Origin of the sequence: Rhizobium sp. SRDI969 (genome assembly GCF_025152725.1) — a bacterium.
GTDB lineage: Bacteria > Pseudomonadota > Alphaproteobacteria > Rhizobiales > Rhizobiaceae > Rhizobium > Rhizobium leguminosarum_I.
Genome location: NZ_CP104035.1, coordinates 4,629,121 through 4,643,155 on the forward strand (window position 1 = coordinate 4,629,121; position 14,035 = coordinate 4,643,155).

The following is a 14,035-nucleotide window of genomic DNA, read 5'->3' on the forward strand; positions in this document are numbered from 1 at the left end:
CAAACAGCCGGCGGTCTGCGCCGCAGCCTGCCCCGCCCTTCCGCTCCACGGCGTCATCCGATCGCGCTTGTCAGCCGCTCTCATCTCGATCCCCGGACCGAAGCGCTCCTGGTCGCGCTGCAAAGCCCCAGCAATAGGCCCGTGGCTCAAGGCTTCAAGACGGCCGCTCCACTCAATCGGCCGGCACGCAAGTCGTCAGGCGCCCTATTGGCTTCGGTAAGCGGATAGACAATCGTATGGGTTCTGATGCCTGCCTGGCGGGCGATGGGGAAGAATTCCTCCGCATCCTTGCGCGTGAGATTTGCGACCGAAACAACGCTTCTCTCCCCCCAAATCAGCGCATAGGGCATAGCCGGAAGATCACTCATGTGGATGCCTCCGCAGACGACCCTGCCGCCCTTGCGCACCGCCTTCAGCGCTGCCGGCACGAGTTCGCCGACCGGAGCGAAGATGATTGCCGCGTCGAGCATGACGGGCGAAGGTTCATCCGAGCTTCCCGCCCACGAAGCGCCAAGGCTGAGCGCGAAACGTTGCGCTGCCTCATCGCCGGTGCGTGAGAAAGCATAGACCTGACGGCCCTGCCAGCGGCATATTTGCGCGATGATATGGGCGGCTGCACCGAATCCGTAAAGCCCGATCCGGGCACCGTCACCAGCTTTTTTCAGCGAACGCCAGCCAATGAGACCCGCGCATAGCAGCGGCGCAAGAGCGACCGGATCGGCCTCGCCGTCAAGTGCAAATGCATAATCTGCGTCGGCAACCACATGGGTGGCAAAACCTCCGTCGCGCGTATAGCCGGTAAATTGCGGCTCGTCGCAGAGATTTTCATCTCCGGTGCGGCAGAACGAGCAGCAGCCGCATGTGTGGCCTAGCCAGGGCACACCAACCCTTTGCCCTATGCGCGATGGCGCGACACCTTCCCCAACGGCCTCGACGATGCCGACGATCTCATGGCCGGGAACGAGTGGAAGCTTCGGGTTCGGAAGGTCGCCGTCACAGACGTGAAGATCCGTCCTGCAGACGGCGCAAGCTTCGATCCTCAACATCAACTGGCCCGTTCCAGGCACGGGATTAGCGCGCTCTACCAGACGCAAGGGGGTCGCGATCCTTTCCAAAATCATTGCTTGCATCAGCCTCTCCTCATCTCGCAAACCGGCACCCTTTTGAAAACGCGTCAATCGGCATGAACGCGCGTCAAGGATACGTCCTGCCCATTCTCGTTTGCCGTTTTCGTTACGTGACGACGCCCAGATTGACCTTCTCAATGCATCGGCATTCCATGTCACATCGTGGTATAGTTCAAATGAAATAACGTGCGCGGAGGCCACTTCATGAATGACGCTGTGAACGAGGCATGGAGGCCGAGCATTTCGCCGGAGACCGTCCGCTTTCTCATCCTCAAGGGCAAGCAGTTCGACGTCAAGGATGTTGTCACTGAACCCGATCCGGGCTCGAATCCGAGTGACGACGGGATGATCGAAGTGCTGGAGGACCATGACGACGATCCCGTCGAGACGGAGCTCAGGAGTGCAATCTGGGCTCTCAACGAAGACGAACAGATCGACCTGGTCGCCTTGGCATGGCTCGGCCGAGGCGATGGGAATGTCGATGATTGGGATGAACTGCGCAGCCTGGCTGCCGATGCGCACAATACGCGCACGGCGGCTTATCTTCTCGGCCTGCCTCTCCTGCCGGATTATCTCGAAGAGGCACTCGACCAGTTCGGAGAGGCGTCCACGGACGACGCGTTGGGCCGGCTCTGATATCGCCGGCGCCCAAAGCGGCAGCCAGGGAATTTCCTCAGCTGCAAGGAATGTCGATCCGACGCCATGAACTGAGCTGCATGACTGTGAATGGCTCTTGGAGAGCAAGGAGATCAGCAATGAACCGTCGCCGTTGGCAAGACCACATCGCCTTTATCGTGGGAATATGGCTCATCAGTTCTCCTTGGGTATTCGGAAGATTTAGTCCGGACTCCATGCCTATGGGGTCGGCCGCCTGGAATTTCCTTGTCTGCGGAACCGCTATCGCTATCCTAGGCTTGGCTGCTCTGGCATCGTACCGTTTTTGGGAAGAATGGGTCAATCTTCTGATCGGTGTCTGGCTTGTCGCCTCGCCATGGATCTTCCAGTACGTTCAAGAGCCGCTCCTCGTTTGGAATGCTTTCATCTCAGGCATTCTCCTCGTTGTTCTCGGCGTATGGGCACTTCGCGGAGCAAACCTATCTGAACGCCGCTGAACGACGGCTTGCGGATGACGAAATGACATATACGGCGCAGGTGCCTTCACGATTGGATGGGCCGGCAACGTCTGGACCCATCGGATGATCACGTCATGGTAACGACCGAAGAAGCCTTCCAGCGCCTCAGTCTCGCGCTTGCGATTGGTATTCTGGTCGGCATCGAGCGCGGCTGGCAGGATCGTGAGGCCGCGTCGGGCAAAAGGGTAGCAGGGATCCGCACCTATGGCCTGTCCAGTTTCCTGGGCGGCTTCTGCGGCTTCCTGCAGCCCGTGACGGGGCCAATTCTGCCGACGGCCATCTTTGCTTCCTTTTGCGTCACAATTCTCCTTTTCAGCCGCATGCAGGCAACACATGACAAAGACTACAGCGCAACCGGTGCCATTGCGGCAATAACGGTCTTCGCGCTGGGCTTCGGCGCAGTCGTTACGGATATGACGGCAACGGCGGCAAGCGCTGTTGCAATAACAGCGCTCCTCGCCGCGCGCGAACCATTGCATGGATTTCTTCGTCAATTGACTTGGCTCGAGCTCAGGGCCGCCCTGATCCTCCTGACGATGACGGTGGTCATCCTCCCGATCCTTCCCAATCAGCCGGTTGACCCCTGGCAGGCGATCAACCCCTTTGAGCTTTGGATGCTGACGATCCTGGTGGGAACTGTTTCCTTTGCTGGTTATATCCTGATCAGGCTCAGCGGCGCCCGCGCCGGCATCCTGCTGACCGGGGCAAGCGGCGGCATTGTCTCGTCGACGGCCTTGACGCTTTCCTTTGCCCGCCAGTCGACACAGATGCCTGCCCTCTCACCATTGCTTTCAGCGGGAGCGATGCTGGCGGGCGCCGTTTCCCTCGCCCGGGTGCTTTTGATTTGCGGCGTCGTTGCACCGGCTGTTTTCAAGGAACTGGTTCCATCGCTCGCTCCAGCTGCTGTGATCTTCGCCATGGCAGGCGGCCTCGCCGCATCGTGGCGGCGCCCGGATGACAGCACTGATTTCTTGCCGCGAAACCCACTTGAGGTGATGGTTGTGCTGCGTTTCGCGCTTGTTCTCGCCGTCGTGATAGTCCTGACGCGCGTGACCCTGAACGTCTTCGGAAACCAGTCGCTGCTCGCCCTTGCGTTCATCACGGGACTGGGCGATCTCGATGCGATTACACTTGCCGTGGCTAAATTGTCATCCGTCCAGGTGCCGGCGGATGCGGCCGCTCGCGCCATAGCGGTCGCCGCGTTCGCCAATCTGCTTGCGAAAGCTGTTCTTGCAGCAAGCATGGGGAGCATCGCCTATGCAGTTCGTTTCGCGATCGCCGGCATTGTTGCGACTTTTGCCGGAATTGCCGGCTTGGCTCTGGCGTGACCACTGGCAGAACCAACAGCAGCACGGGAAAGCCGATCGCCCAGGAGAGCGCCCATGTGGAGGGCCACATGGCAAGTGCAGGCGTGGTCAGGCCCTGTGCTCTCACGATGCTGATCGCCGAGACGACTGATGTCATCGGCAGCGAGAGATGAGTGACATGACGATCGTATTGTAACGTTTGGGGAGTTTGCTCTTGGGCATTTTGATCTCCGTAAGGTGCCGATCAGACAATTGCGCAGTACCGATCGACGGGTTGTGCGTTGATTGACGTAAACGCTTACGGAGCTTCGATCTGAAGCAACGCTGCCTCTATGGCCGAAAATGTCTCTAGCCGTTCAAATCCGCCCACCCCCTTCCGATCGCCTTTGCCAATTCCTCAATGCGAGGATGTATGCTTGTTGCTGGAATCTCAGCGATTCGGCTCCGGGACCTTCAGCCAATGACCAGATCAAGACGACGCCGCATCATCCGTACCCGCCGAACCCTGACCGGGCTCGCCCTCGTCGGCTCGATTTCGTTTCTGGCCGGCATGACCGATGCGACCGGTCTTCTGCTGACCGGCGATTTCGTCTCCTTCATGACGGGCAATACGACGCGGACCGCACTGGCCTTGAGCGAGGGCAATCTTCATCACGCGGCAGTCCTGATCTCTGCCATCATCGTCTTCGTGCTTGGCAATGCGGCAGGCATCGTCATCTCCCATGTCTCGCAACGCCGGATTTTCGTGGTGCTTGGCTGCGTCGCCCTGGTTCTGGCGCTCGCCTCGGTGATGACAGTACAGAACATGCTGTTCGTGCGGTTCTACATGATCGTTTTTTCCATGGGCATGGTGAACGCCGCCGTCGAGCACATCGAAGGCCTGCCGATCGGCTTGACCTATGTGACAGGCGCCCTGTCGCGCTTTGGCCGCGGCATCGGCCGCTGGATCATCGGCGATCGTCATGTCGAATGGACGATCCAGATCGTGCCCTGGGGAGGCATGGTGCTCGGCGCGATCGTCGGCGCCGTTCTGACGCGACTGACCGGAGCGCATGCGTTGTGGCTGGTCTCCCTCTTCGCCATGATGCTTTCACTGGTCGCAATGCTCATCCCGCGGCCGCTTCAGCGGCGCTTCAATCAGAAGATCGCGCCGAGCGGATCGGCCATCACGCGCGCGAAATAAAACCGTCGCATTCCTGTTACCGTCGAATCGGATAGGAAGGACCGCCGTTTATCCTCAAAGGAGTAGGTCTTGTTCCTGATTTCGAAGCTTGTCTGGATTTTCGCTCAGCCGCTGTCGCTGGCATTCTTCCTCATCTTGCTTGCCCTGATTGCCGGCCTCCTGCGCTGGCGTACCCTAAGTATTCTCGGCGCAGCTGGTTCGGCCCTTATCCTTTTCGTGACGCTTTACACCACCGCCGGAAACCTCCTGATGCAGGGCCTCGAGGAGCGCTTCGCAAAACCCGCTGCCGATCCTGATAGCCTGCAATGCATGATCGTGCTCGGCGGCGGCTTCGAAAACGAGGTGAACACGGCGCGCCATGGCATAGAATTCAATGACGGAGCCGACCGCTTCGTCGAAGCCTTGCGGCTCGCGCAGAAATTTCCGCAGTCACGTATCCTGGTATCGGGCGGCGACGGCTCCCTCTCAGGTATCTATGAAGGCGATGCGGCCGCCTCCGAGCGTTTCTTTCCGCTCTTCGGCGTTGGCAGGGATCGCCTGATCGAAGAGAGGCAATCGCGAACGACCTTCGAAAACGCCGTCAATACCAAGAAATTCCTGGCAAGCCAGGGCCTTTCCAATTGCCTGCTGATCACCTCGGGTTTTCACATGCCGCGATCCGTTGGCATCTTCCGCAAGCTCGGCATCGATATCGTGCCTTGGCCGACCGATTATCGCACCGACGGCCAGGTGAGGCTTGGGTTTGATTTCACCCAGCCGAGCCTCAATGCGCAGAACATGGCGACGGCGATCCGCGAATGGTATGGCCTGGTCGGATATTACCTCGCCGGCCGCACGTCGGAGCTTTATCCAAGCTGAGGTCTACTTCTTAGAGATGGTGACGAATTTCGTGCCGCGGACGCGTGCCGTCACGGTGCAGGGATCACCTTCGGTGCGGTCGCAGAAGCGCGGATGCATCTTCATCGCCAGCACCATGTTGCCGAAGCGCTGGACGAAATCGTAGCCATAGATCTGTGCCGTTGCGATCATGAAATAACCGCCTTCGGCAACCTGCAGGTAGAAATTATAGGTACAGCCGTCGTCATTGCATTGCGGCCCCTTCTGCCCGTCGCAGGTCAACTGGCCCTCGTTGACCACCGCATCGATCAGGCCGTCATTGTTGATGTCCTGCCGGATGATGAAGCCGTCGGCAAACTCGGCCGTCTTGCACTGCTGCTGGAAATGTTTCTTCTCGTAGATCTCAGGGTCGGATATCAGCGATTGCTGACTGAGGGCGACGGCCGGCATGGCAAGTAGCAGGACGATATTCAGAACGGCGAGCACCAGCGTTTTCACGGCTTTCCTCTTTGGATAAAGGCTCCCAATGCATGTCGCCCAAAACTGTGCAGCGGTTTGGGACAACGACATGCTTTGGGACGACGACATGCATTAAATCAAAGACATCAGCTTTATGGCCGCGCCGCCTTGCGCCGCCCTTGCCGCCGTGATTGATTCCCGAGAACAGGATGATTTTAGGCCTAGTTGGCCTAAAATCTGAATCCTGTTCTCAATTCAAGAGTGAGAGCATGATGTCGTCCGAAAACCGCTCACACTTTTCGGCATCATGCTCTGAACTTCAGCCGGTCCCGGGGCTCGCATGTCTCTGCTCGTCTATCTCGATTATGCCGGCATTGCGCTGTTTGCCGCGACAGGCGCGCTCGCCGCCTCGCGCAAGCAACTGGATCTGATTGGTTTTTTGTTTTTCGCCATGGTGACGGGAACGGGCGGCGGTACCGTGCGCGATATCGTGCTCGGCCGCGTGCCGGTCTTCTGGGTGCTGAACCCCGCCTATATCCTCGTCTGCTGTATCATGGGGATCATCGTTTTCTTCACCGCCCACCTGCTGGAATCGCGCTATCGCCTGCTGATCTGGCTCGATGCGATCGGCCTGGCCGCCTATTGCGTGCTCGGCGCTGCCAAGGGCCTCGCCGCCACCGGTTCGCCCACAATCGCGATCGTCACCGGCACGCTGACGGCGACCTTCGGCGGCATACTGCGCGATCTGATGGCAAACGAGCCTTCGGTGCTGTTGAGGCCGGAAATCTACGTCACCGCAGCCCTTATCGGCGCCAGCGTGTTCACGCTCGCCAATGGGCTCGGAATGCAGCTCTATTTGGCGTCTGCCTGCGGCGTTGTGGCCGCCTTTGCCGTGCGCGGCGGGGCCCTGTGGTTCGGCTGGACCTTCCCGACCTACAAGCATCAGCCTGGCCGGCACCCCGACGATGTCATGTGAAGCGGGATCGTCAGCCCTGCTTTGCCCGCAGGCGGATCACCACGTCGACATGGGCGATCTCCATGCCTTCGGGTGGTTCCGGCAGATTGGCGATCGTCAGGTTGCTGACGGGAATGTCGAGAACCTCGTTCTCGCCTTCGACGAAGAAATGGTGATGGTCTGAAATATTGGTATCGAAATAGGTCTTGGCGCTCTCGACGGCGAGAACGCGGATGAGACCGGCTTCCGTGAACTGGTGCAGCGTGTTGTAGACGGTTGCCAAGGACACCGGCACGCCGGCGGCAACCGCCTCTTCATGCAGTTCCTCGACGGTCAAATGCCGGTCGCCCTTGGCAAACAGGAGGTCGCCGAGGGCGACGCGCTGGCGGGTGGGGCGCAGGCCCGCACCGCGCAGCCTTACCTCTATTGCGATCGGGAGTGCACCCGTCATCAAAACCAACTCCGGTTATTCTGGCATAAAGCAATCATGTTTCTTTAAGCGGTATAACTTTTGCATCGGAGCCTTTCAATAGTTCAATGGCGACGGGAGCCTGATAAACGCGGCAAAAACGGGCTTTTGACGCAAATAGGTCTGGTCCCGGCTCTAGCCTTCCTGTATGCGACCACCAAATAATGGTGCAAGCCTGGTCCGGGGCGATGAATGAAGCTGCCTTGCTTGTGCTTCATTTTCTGAAGAACCTGGACTACACGTTCACATCCATCGGCTTGACGCGGGGGGAAAAAGAAACTTCATGACGACCAGACAGTCCAGCTTCTCGTATGACGAACTCATCGCTTGCGCGCACGGCGAGCTGTTCGGCCCCGGCAATGCGCAGCTGCCCCTGCCGCCCATGCTGATGGTTCACCGCATAACGGAGATTTCCGAAACGGGTGGCACCTTCGATAAGGGCTACCTCCGGGCGGAATATGACGTGCGCCCCGACGACTGGTATTTTCCCTGTCATTTCGAAGGCAATCCGATCATGCCGGGCTGCCTCGGTCTCGACGGCATGTGGCAGCTGACCGGTTTTTATCTGGGTTGGCTCGGCGAGCAAGGCCGCGGCATGGCGCTTTCAACAGGCGAAGTGAAATTCAAGGGCATGGTCCGGCCGCAGACGAAGCTGATCGAATATGGCATCGACTTCAAGCGTGTCATGCGCGGCCGTCTGGTCCTCGGCACGGCCGACGGCTGGCTAAAGGCGGACGGCGAGACCATATACCAGGCGGCCGACCTTCGCGTCGGTCTATCGAAAGACAAGACGGCCTGAAACCGCATTTCGAGCGGCTGACGAAAACAACAAAGGTTTGATCAGATGAGACGGGTAGTTGTCACGGGTCTGGGTGTCGTGTCCTCGATCGGAAACGACGCGGCCGAAGTCACCGAATCCTTGCGGCTGGCAAAGTCGGGTATCTCCTTTTCGAGCGATTTCGCCGAACACGGGTTCAAGTGCCAGGTCTGGGGCAGTCCGAAGCTCGGTTCGGCTGAACTTGCCGAACTGGTCGACCGCCGCGCCATGCGTTTCCTGTCGCAGGGCGGCGCCTGGAACCATGTGGCCATGAAACAGGCACTTGCCGATTCCGGCCTGGAAGAGAAAGACTACGCTCAGAACGAGCGTACCGGCATCATCATGGGCTCCGGCGGTCCGTCCACCCGCACCCTGATCGAAGCTGCCGAGATCACCGTGAAGAACAACAGCCCGAAGCGCATCGGCCCCTTCGCCGTGCCGAAGGCGATGTCCTCGACCGCATCGGCCACGCTCGCCACCTGGTTCAAGATCCACGGCGTCAATTATTCGATCTCGTCGGCCTGCTCGACCTCGGCGCATTGCATCGGCAACGCCGCCGAGATGATCCAGTGGGGCAAGCAGGACGTGATGTTCGCCGGCGGCCACGAGGATCTCGACTGGACGATGTCCAACCTCTTCGACGCCATGGGCGCCATGTCCTCCAAATATAACGACACACCGGACAGCGCCTCGCGCGCCTATGACGTCAACCGCGACGGTTTCGTCATCGCCGGCGGCGCCGGCGTGCTGGTGCTCGAGGAACTGGAGCGCGCCAAGGCCCGCGGTGCCAAGATCTATGCCGAGATCGTCGGCTACGGCGCAACCTCGGACGGCTACGACATGGTCGCTCCGTCGGGCGAAGGCGCTATCCGCTGCATGCGCCAGGCGCTCGCCACCGTCAAAGGCGATGTCGATTATGTCAACACCCACGGCACATCGACGCCGGTCGGCGACAGCAAGGAAATCGGTGCGATCCGTGAGGTATTCGGCTCGAAGATCCCGCATATCCAGTCGACTAAGTCGCTGACCGGCCATTCGCTTGGCGCTGCCGGCGTGCAGGAATCGATCTATTCCCTGCTGATGATGCAGCAAGGCTTCATCGGCGAAAGCGCCCATATCACCGAGCTCGATCCCGAATTCGAAGGTGTCCCGATTGTGCGCAAGCGCATCGACGACGCGAAGATCGACATTGCCCTCTCCAATTCCTTTGGCTTCGGCGGAACCAACGCCACGCTGGTCTTCCAGCGCTATAACGGATAATAATATGACGGGAATCATGCAGGGTAAGCGCGGGCTCGTCATGGGCGTCGCCAACAACCACTCGATCGCCTGGGGGATTTCAAAAGCTCTCGCCGCACAGGGTGCGGAACTCGCCTTCACCTATCAGGGCGATGCGCTCGGCAAGCGCGTCAGGCCGCTTGCTGCCGAGGTCGGCTCGGATTTCGTCCTGCCCTGCGACGTCGAGGACGTCGCCTCGGTCGATGCCGTGGTCGACGCGATAAGCGAGCGCTGGGGCAAGCTCGATTTCATCGTTCATGCCATCGGCTTTTCCGACAAGAACGAGCTGAAGGGTCTCTACGCCGATACGACGCGTGAGAATTTCAGCCGGACCATGGTCATTTCCTGTTTCTCCTTCACCGAGATCGCCAAGCGCTGCGCTCCGTTGATGGAAGATGGTGGTTCGATGCTGACGCTGACCTACAATGGCTCGACGCGCGTCATCCCGAACTACAACGTCATGGGGGTTGCCAAGGCAGCGCTCGAGGCTTCGGTGCGCTATCTCGCCGCCGACTACGGCCCGCGCGGCATCCGCGTCAATGCCATTTCCGCCGGCCCGATCCGCACGCTTGCCGGCGCCGGCATCTCCGATGCACGCGCGATCCTCTCTTGGAACCAGCGCAATGCGCCGCTGCGCAAGGCCGTCACCATCGATCAGGTCGGCAGCTCGGCTCTCTACCTGCTCTCCGACCTTTCCTCCGGCGTCACCGGCGAAATCCACTTCGTCGACGCCGGCTTCAACGTCACCTCGATGCCGACACTGGAAACGCTGCGCAGGGCTGACATCGAGTAAACGCTATTCGATTGAAACTCAAAGGCCGTGCGCAGATGATGCGCACGGCCTTTTTGTTGTTCGATGATAGGATCGGCGTCGAAGCCGCGTAAGCCTATTTCTTCGCCCAGAGAACCTTGAAGCGTGCGTTACGGCAGGTTTCGCCGCTTTCCCTGAAATTCGCCGCCAGAACCGGCTCGTAGGGCAGGCCGCGATTGGCGACGAGCATCAGGCGGCCGCCGCCGCGAAGGGCGGATGCGGCAGTCTTGATCATTGCCTGGCCGAGCGCCGGCTCGGCTGCGTGGCCCTCATGGAAGGGCGGGTTCATGATGACGAGGTCGTATTTGTCCTTGACCGGCTCGCCAGCCAGATCGTGCCAGAAGAAGCGTGCAGGCGCGTTCGGGCAGTTCTTGGCCAGATTACCCTTGGCAGCCTCCAGAGCCGCGTGATCGGCCTCGTAGAGGTCGAGGCGGGTCAGTCCACGCGACTTCTGCGCCATCTCGACGGAAAGATAGCCCCAGCCGGCGCCGAAATCCGCAACGTCGCCGGTGAAATCCTCAGGCAGGCGCGAGGCGAGCAGCTCCGATCCGGCATCGATGCGGTCATGCGAGAACATGCCGGCGGTTGCATTGAAGCGGCCGTCGACGCGTACCGGCGCCTTTGCCAGCTTGGAAATGATCTCGTCTGCATCCGCCGGCCGGCCGAACCAGAAGGCAACGCCGTGATATTTCGGCATATGGTCGACTGCGAGATTGAAACCTTCCATCCGCTTGCGCAACGGCTGGATGCCGTCTTCCTTGGCGCCGGCAACGACGATCAGGCCGCCGAGCCGCGTGCGGGCGATAGCGGCGGCGAGATTGGCCTCGTTCTCGCCCTTGTGCTTGGTGCAGAGCACTAGAGCCGCATCGTAGTCCTCGCCGTCGATCTCCGGCTTCGCTTCGATTCGCTGCGCCAGCAGCTGCCGGTAGAGCGGCCGGAAGCCCTGGACGGCGCTGAGCGAGGCGGCAAAGCCTTCCGGCAGCGCAAAGCCTGCCTCGGCGCCGAGGAAGAGCACGCGCTCGCCTTCGCCGGGCGCCGCGACTGTGCCGCTGGCAAAGGGATGGAACAGGGTCTTCAGCGTCTCGCTGCTCATGGTCTCGTCTCGTCTTAAAGCATGTCGCGCAAAAGTGTTCAGCGGTTTTGCGAGCACGACATGCGCAAAACCAAAGGCCTGAAGTGCGGCTAGAGCGCCACGCGTCTTTTCAGACGCGCTAAGGACGCTCTATCACTTTGAATCTGCGATCTGAAAGATCGCGCCGCGCTTTAGGATACAAAAAGGGCGCGGAAGCATTCCCGCGCCCGGTCTTGAATCTGGAAGGCGGCTTATTCGGCCGCTTCTTCCTTCTTCTTCTCGTTCGCAATTTCCTGGCCGGTGGCCTGGTCTACGACCTTCATCGACAGGCGAACCTTGCCGCGTTCGTCGAAGCCGAGCAGCTTGACCCAGACCTTGTCGCCTTCCTTGACGACGTCCTGGGTCTTGGCAACACGCTCGGAAGCGAGCTGCGAGATGTGGACAAGACCGTCGCGGGCGCCGAAGAAGTTGACGAAGGCGCCGAAGTCGGCGGTCTTGACGACCGTGCCTTCGTAGATCTGGCCGATCTCAGGTTCGGCGACGATCGAGTGGATCCACTTGCGGGCCGCTTCGATCTCTTTGCCGGAGGACGAGGCGATCTTGACGGTGCCGTCGTCTTCGATGTTGATCTTCGCGCCGGTCTTTTCGACGATTTCGCGAATGACCTTGCCGCCGGAGCCGATGACTTCACGGATCTTGTCGACCGGGATGTTCATGACTTCGATGCGCGGAGCGAATTCGCCGAGCTGGCCGCGGCTTTCGGTGATGGCCTTGGACATTTCACCGAGGATGTGGACGCGACCGCCCTGGGCCTGGCCAAGGGCGACCTTCATGATCTCTTCGGTGATACCGGTGATCTTGATGTCCATCTGCAGCGAGGTGATGCCGTCGGCGGTACCGGCGACCTTGAAGTCCATGTCGCCGAGGTGGTCTTCATCACCGAGAATGTCGGAAAGGACAGCGAAGCGATCGCCTTCCAGGATCAGACCCATGGCGATACCGGCAACCGGCTTTGCCAGCGGAACGCCGGCGTCCATCAGAGCGAGTGAGGTACCGCAGACGGTCGCCATCGAGGACGAGCCATTCGACTCGGTGATCTCGGAGACGACGCGCAGCGTGTAGGGGAACTGCTCAACGGTCGGCAGCATCGGACGGATCGCGCGCCATGCGAGCTTGCCGTGGCCGATTTCGCGGCGACCCGGGGAGCCCATGCGGCCGGTTTCACCAACCGAGTAGGGAGGGAAGTTGTAATGGAGCAGGAAGCGCTCCTTGTACATGCCCGTCAGGCTGTCGACATACTGCTCGTCTTCGCCGGTGCCGAGGGTCGCAACGACGATCGCCTGGGTTTCGCCGCGGGTGAACAGCGCCGAACCGTGGGTGCGCGGCAGAAGACCGACTTCTGAAACGATCGGACGGACGGTTTCGAGGTTGCGGCCGTCGATACGGCTCTTGGTGTCGAGGATGTTCCAGCGGACGATCTTCGCCTGCAGATGCTTGAAGATCGCGCCGACTTCTTCGGCCGTGTACCGGGCTTCGCCTTCCTCGGGGAGGAAGTGTGCCTTCACCTTCGCCTTGACGGCGTCGACGGCGGCGTAGCGGTCGGCCTTCTGGGTGATCTTGTAGGCTTCGCGAAGTTCACCTTCGGCAAGGCCGAGCATCTCGGTTTCGAGAGCGGAGTAGTCTGCCGGCTGGAAGTCGCGCGGCTCCTTGGCGGCCACTTCGGCGAGCTTGATGATCGCATCGAGAACCGGCTGGAAGCCCCTGTGGCCGAACATGACGGCGCCGAGCATGACGTCTTCGTTGAGTTCCTTGGCTTCGGATTCCACCATCAGCACGGCGTCGTAGGTGCCGGCGACGACGAGGTCGAGGCTCGATTCGTCCATCTCGTCGAGATGCGGGTTAAGAACGTATTCGCCGTTGATGTAACCGACGCGTGCACCGCCGACCGGGCCCATGAAGGGAACGCCGGAGAGCGTCAGCGCAGCCGAGGTCGCGACCATCGACAAGATGTCCGGGTCGTTTTCGAGGTCATGCTGGATAACGGTAACGACGACCTGCGTGTCGTTCTTGTAGCCTTCCGGGAAGAGCGGGCGGATCGGGCGGTCGATCAGGCGGGAAACCAGGGTTTCCTTTTCGCTCGGACGGCCTTCGCGCTTGAAATAGCCGCCGGGAATCTTGCCGGCCGCATAGGTCTTTTCCTGGTAGTTGACGGTGAGCGGAAAGAAGTCCTGGCCGGCCTTCGGCGCCTTGGCCGAGACGACAGTGGCGAGGACGACGGTTTCGCCGTAGGTGGCGAGAACCGCGCCGTCGGCCTGACGGGCGATCTTGCCGGTTTCGAGCTTCAGCGGGCGGCCGGCCCACTCGATTTCGACTGTGTGTGTATCAAACATGTCTTGTCCTTCAATGCGGGAGCACGCGCCATCGCCGATATCAAGGCGCAGCGCACAGTCGACCGCAATCAATGTGACGTATCACGGGCAAGACAACGGGAGGCTTTTCATCCTCGGTTTCCTCAGGCATTCCTGAGAAACCGGGCCAAAGCTCGTTGACAAGCCTTGGCCGAAAGCATCCGGCAATCCTGCCCCAT

At 60.3% G+C, this 14,035-nt stretch carries 14 protein-coding genes and 1 pseudogene; 9 read left to right on the forward strand and 6 right to left on the reverse strand.

The window, feature by feature from the left end:
- Positions 1-146 precede the first annotated feature (146 nt).
- On the reverse strand, positions 147-1,130 hold the full coding sequence (locus N2A41_RS22775) for a zinc-dependent alcohol dehydrogenase family protein (protein WP_260109770.1): 984 nt from the start codon (positions 1,128-1,130) through the stop codon (positions 147-149).
- 201 nt (positions 1,131-1,331) lie between these two features.
- Between N2A41_RS22775 and N2A41_RS22780 the strand changes: the two genes are divergently transcribed.
- The 3 genes from N2A41_RS22780 (at position 1,332) to N2A41_RS22790 (ending at position 3,588) form a co-directional block, all read left to right on the forward strand.
- Positions 1,332-1,763 carry a DUF3775 domain-containing protein gene (locus tag N2A41_RS22780; RefSeq protein WP_017966441.1) on the forward strand — a complete coding sequence of 144 codons (432 nt, stop codon included), beginning with the start codon at positions 1,332-1,334 and terminating at the stop codon, positions 1,761-1,763.
- A 119-nt stretch (positions 1,764-1,882) separates the two neighbouring features.
- Positions 1,883-2,239 carry an SPW repeat protein gene (locus N2A41_RS22785; protein WP_170257472.1) on the forward strand — a complete coding sequence of 119 codons (357 nt, stop codon included), beginning with the start codon at positions 1,883-1,885 and terminating at the stop codon, positions 2,237-2,239.
- A 95-nt stretch (positions 2,240-2,334) separates the two neighbouring features.
- On the forward strand, positions 2,335-3,588 hold the full coding sequence (locus N2A41_RS22790; protein WP_260109771.1) for an MgtC/SapB family protein: 1,254 nt from the start codon (positions 2,335-2,337) through the stop codon (positions 3,586-3,588).
- On the opposite strand, the pseudogene N2A41_RS22795 reads toward N2A41_RS22790, so the two are convergent.
- Positions 3,587-3,789: pseudogene (locus N2A41_RS22795) on the reverse strand (DUF2798 domain-containing protein); the annotation flags it as partial. The gene N2A41_RS22790 and the pseudogene N2A41_RS22795 overlap by 2 nt on opposite strands.
- A gap of 238 nt (positions 3,790-4,027) precedes the next feature.
- Here N2A41_RS22795 and N2A41_RS22800 point away from each other — a divergent pair.
- Together N2A41_RS22800 and N2A41_RS22805 are read left to right on the forward strand one after the other, a co-directional pair.
- Positions 4,028-4,750 (forward strand): YoaK family protein, encoded by a 723-nt coding sequence (locus tag N2A41_RS22800; RefSeq protein WP_260109772.1) that lies wholly within the window; start codon positions 4,028-4,030, stop codon positions 4,748-4,750.
- Positions 4,751-4,819: 69 nt separating this feature from the next.
- On the forward strand, positions 4,820-5,608 hold the full coding sequence (locus N2A41_RS22805; protein ID WP_170282450.1) for a YdcF family protein: 789 nt from the start codon (positions 4,820-4,822) through the stop codon (positions 5,606-5,608).
- Between the two features lie 3 nt (positions 5,609-5,611).
- Here the strand turns inward: N2A41_RS22805 and N2A41_RS22810 are convergent, their stop codons facing one another.
- Entirely contained in the window at positions 5,612-6,085 is a 474-nt protein-coding gene (locus N2A41_RS22810) for a hypothetical protein (protein WP_017966447.1), read from the reverse strand.
- 301 nt (positions 6,086-6,386) lie between these two features.
- On the opposite strand from N2A41_RS22810, the gene N2A41_RS22815 reads away from it, so the two are divergent.
- The gene (locus N2A41_RS22815) at positions 6,387-7,022 is read left to right on the forward strand and encodes a trimeric intracellular cation channel family protein (RefSeq protein ID WP_260057022.1); all 636 of its coding nucleotides are present in this window, start codon (positions 6,387-6,389) and stop codon (positions 7,020-7,022) included.
- Between the two features lie 10 nt (positions 7,023-7,032).
- Here N2A41_RS22815 and irrA read toward each other — a convergent pair whose 3' ends face one another.
- Positions 7,033-7,452, reverse strand: a complete 420-nt coding sequence (gene irrA, locus N2A41_RS22820) for an iron response transcriptional regulator IrrA (protein WP_012759643.1) — start codon at positions 7,450-7,452, stop codon at positions 7,033-7,035.
- Between the two features lie 301 nt (positions 7,453-7,753).
- Between irrA and fabA the strand changes: the two genes are divergently transcribed.
- From fabA to fabI, 3 genes are read left to right on the forward strand one after another with little or no spacing between them, the layout of a single operon-like run.
- Positions 7,754-8,269 carry a 3-hydroxyacyl-[acyl-carrier-protein] dehydratase FabA gene (gene fabA, locus N2A41_RS22825; protein ID WP_170262722.1) on the forward strand — a complete coding sequence of 172 codons (516 nt, stop codon included), beginning with the start codon at positions 7,754-7,756 and terminating at the stop codon, positions 8,267-8,269.
- Between the two features lie 45 nt (positions 8,270-8,314).
- Entirely contained in the window at positions 8,315-9,547 is a 1,233-nt protein-coding gene (gene fabB / locus N2A41_RS22830; RefSeq protein WP_170262723.1) for a beta-ketoacyl-ACP synthase I, read from the forward strand.
- A 4-nt stretch (positions 9,548-9,551) separates the two neighbouring features.
- On the forward strand, positions 9,552-10,358 hold the full coding sequence (gene fabI, locus N2A41_RS22835) for an enoyl-ACP reductase FabI (protein WP_162115592.1): 807 nt from the start codon (positions 9,552-9,554) through the stop codon (positions 10,356-10,358).
- Positions 10,359-10,452: 94 nt separating this feature from the next.
- On the opposite strand, the gene N2A41_RS22840 is transcribed toward fabI, so the two are convergent.
- Entirely contained in the window at positions 10,453-11,469 is a 1,017-nt protein-coding gene (locus N2A41_RS22840) for a class I SAM-dependent methyltransferase (RefSeq protein WP_017966453.1), read from the reverse strand.
- A gap of 230 nt (positions 11,470-11,699) precedes the next feature.
- Positions 11,700-13,838: a polyribonucleotide nucleotidyltransferase gene (gene pnp, locus N2A41_RS22845; protein ID WP_026154380.1), complete on the reverse strand. Its 2,139-nt coding sequence runs from the start codon at positions 13,836-13,838 to the stop codon at positions 11,700-11,702.
- Positions 13,839-14,035: the final 197 nt, after the last annotated feature.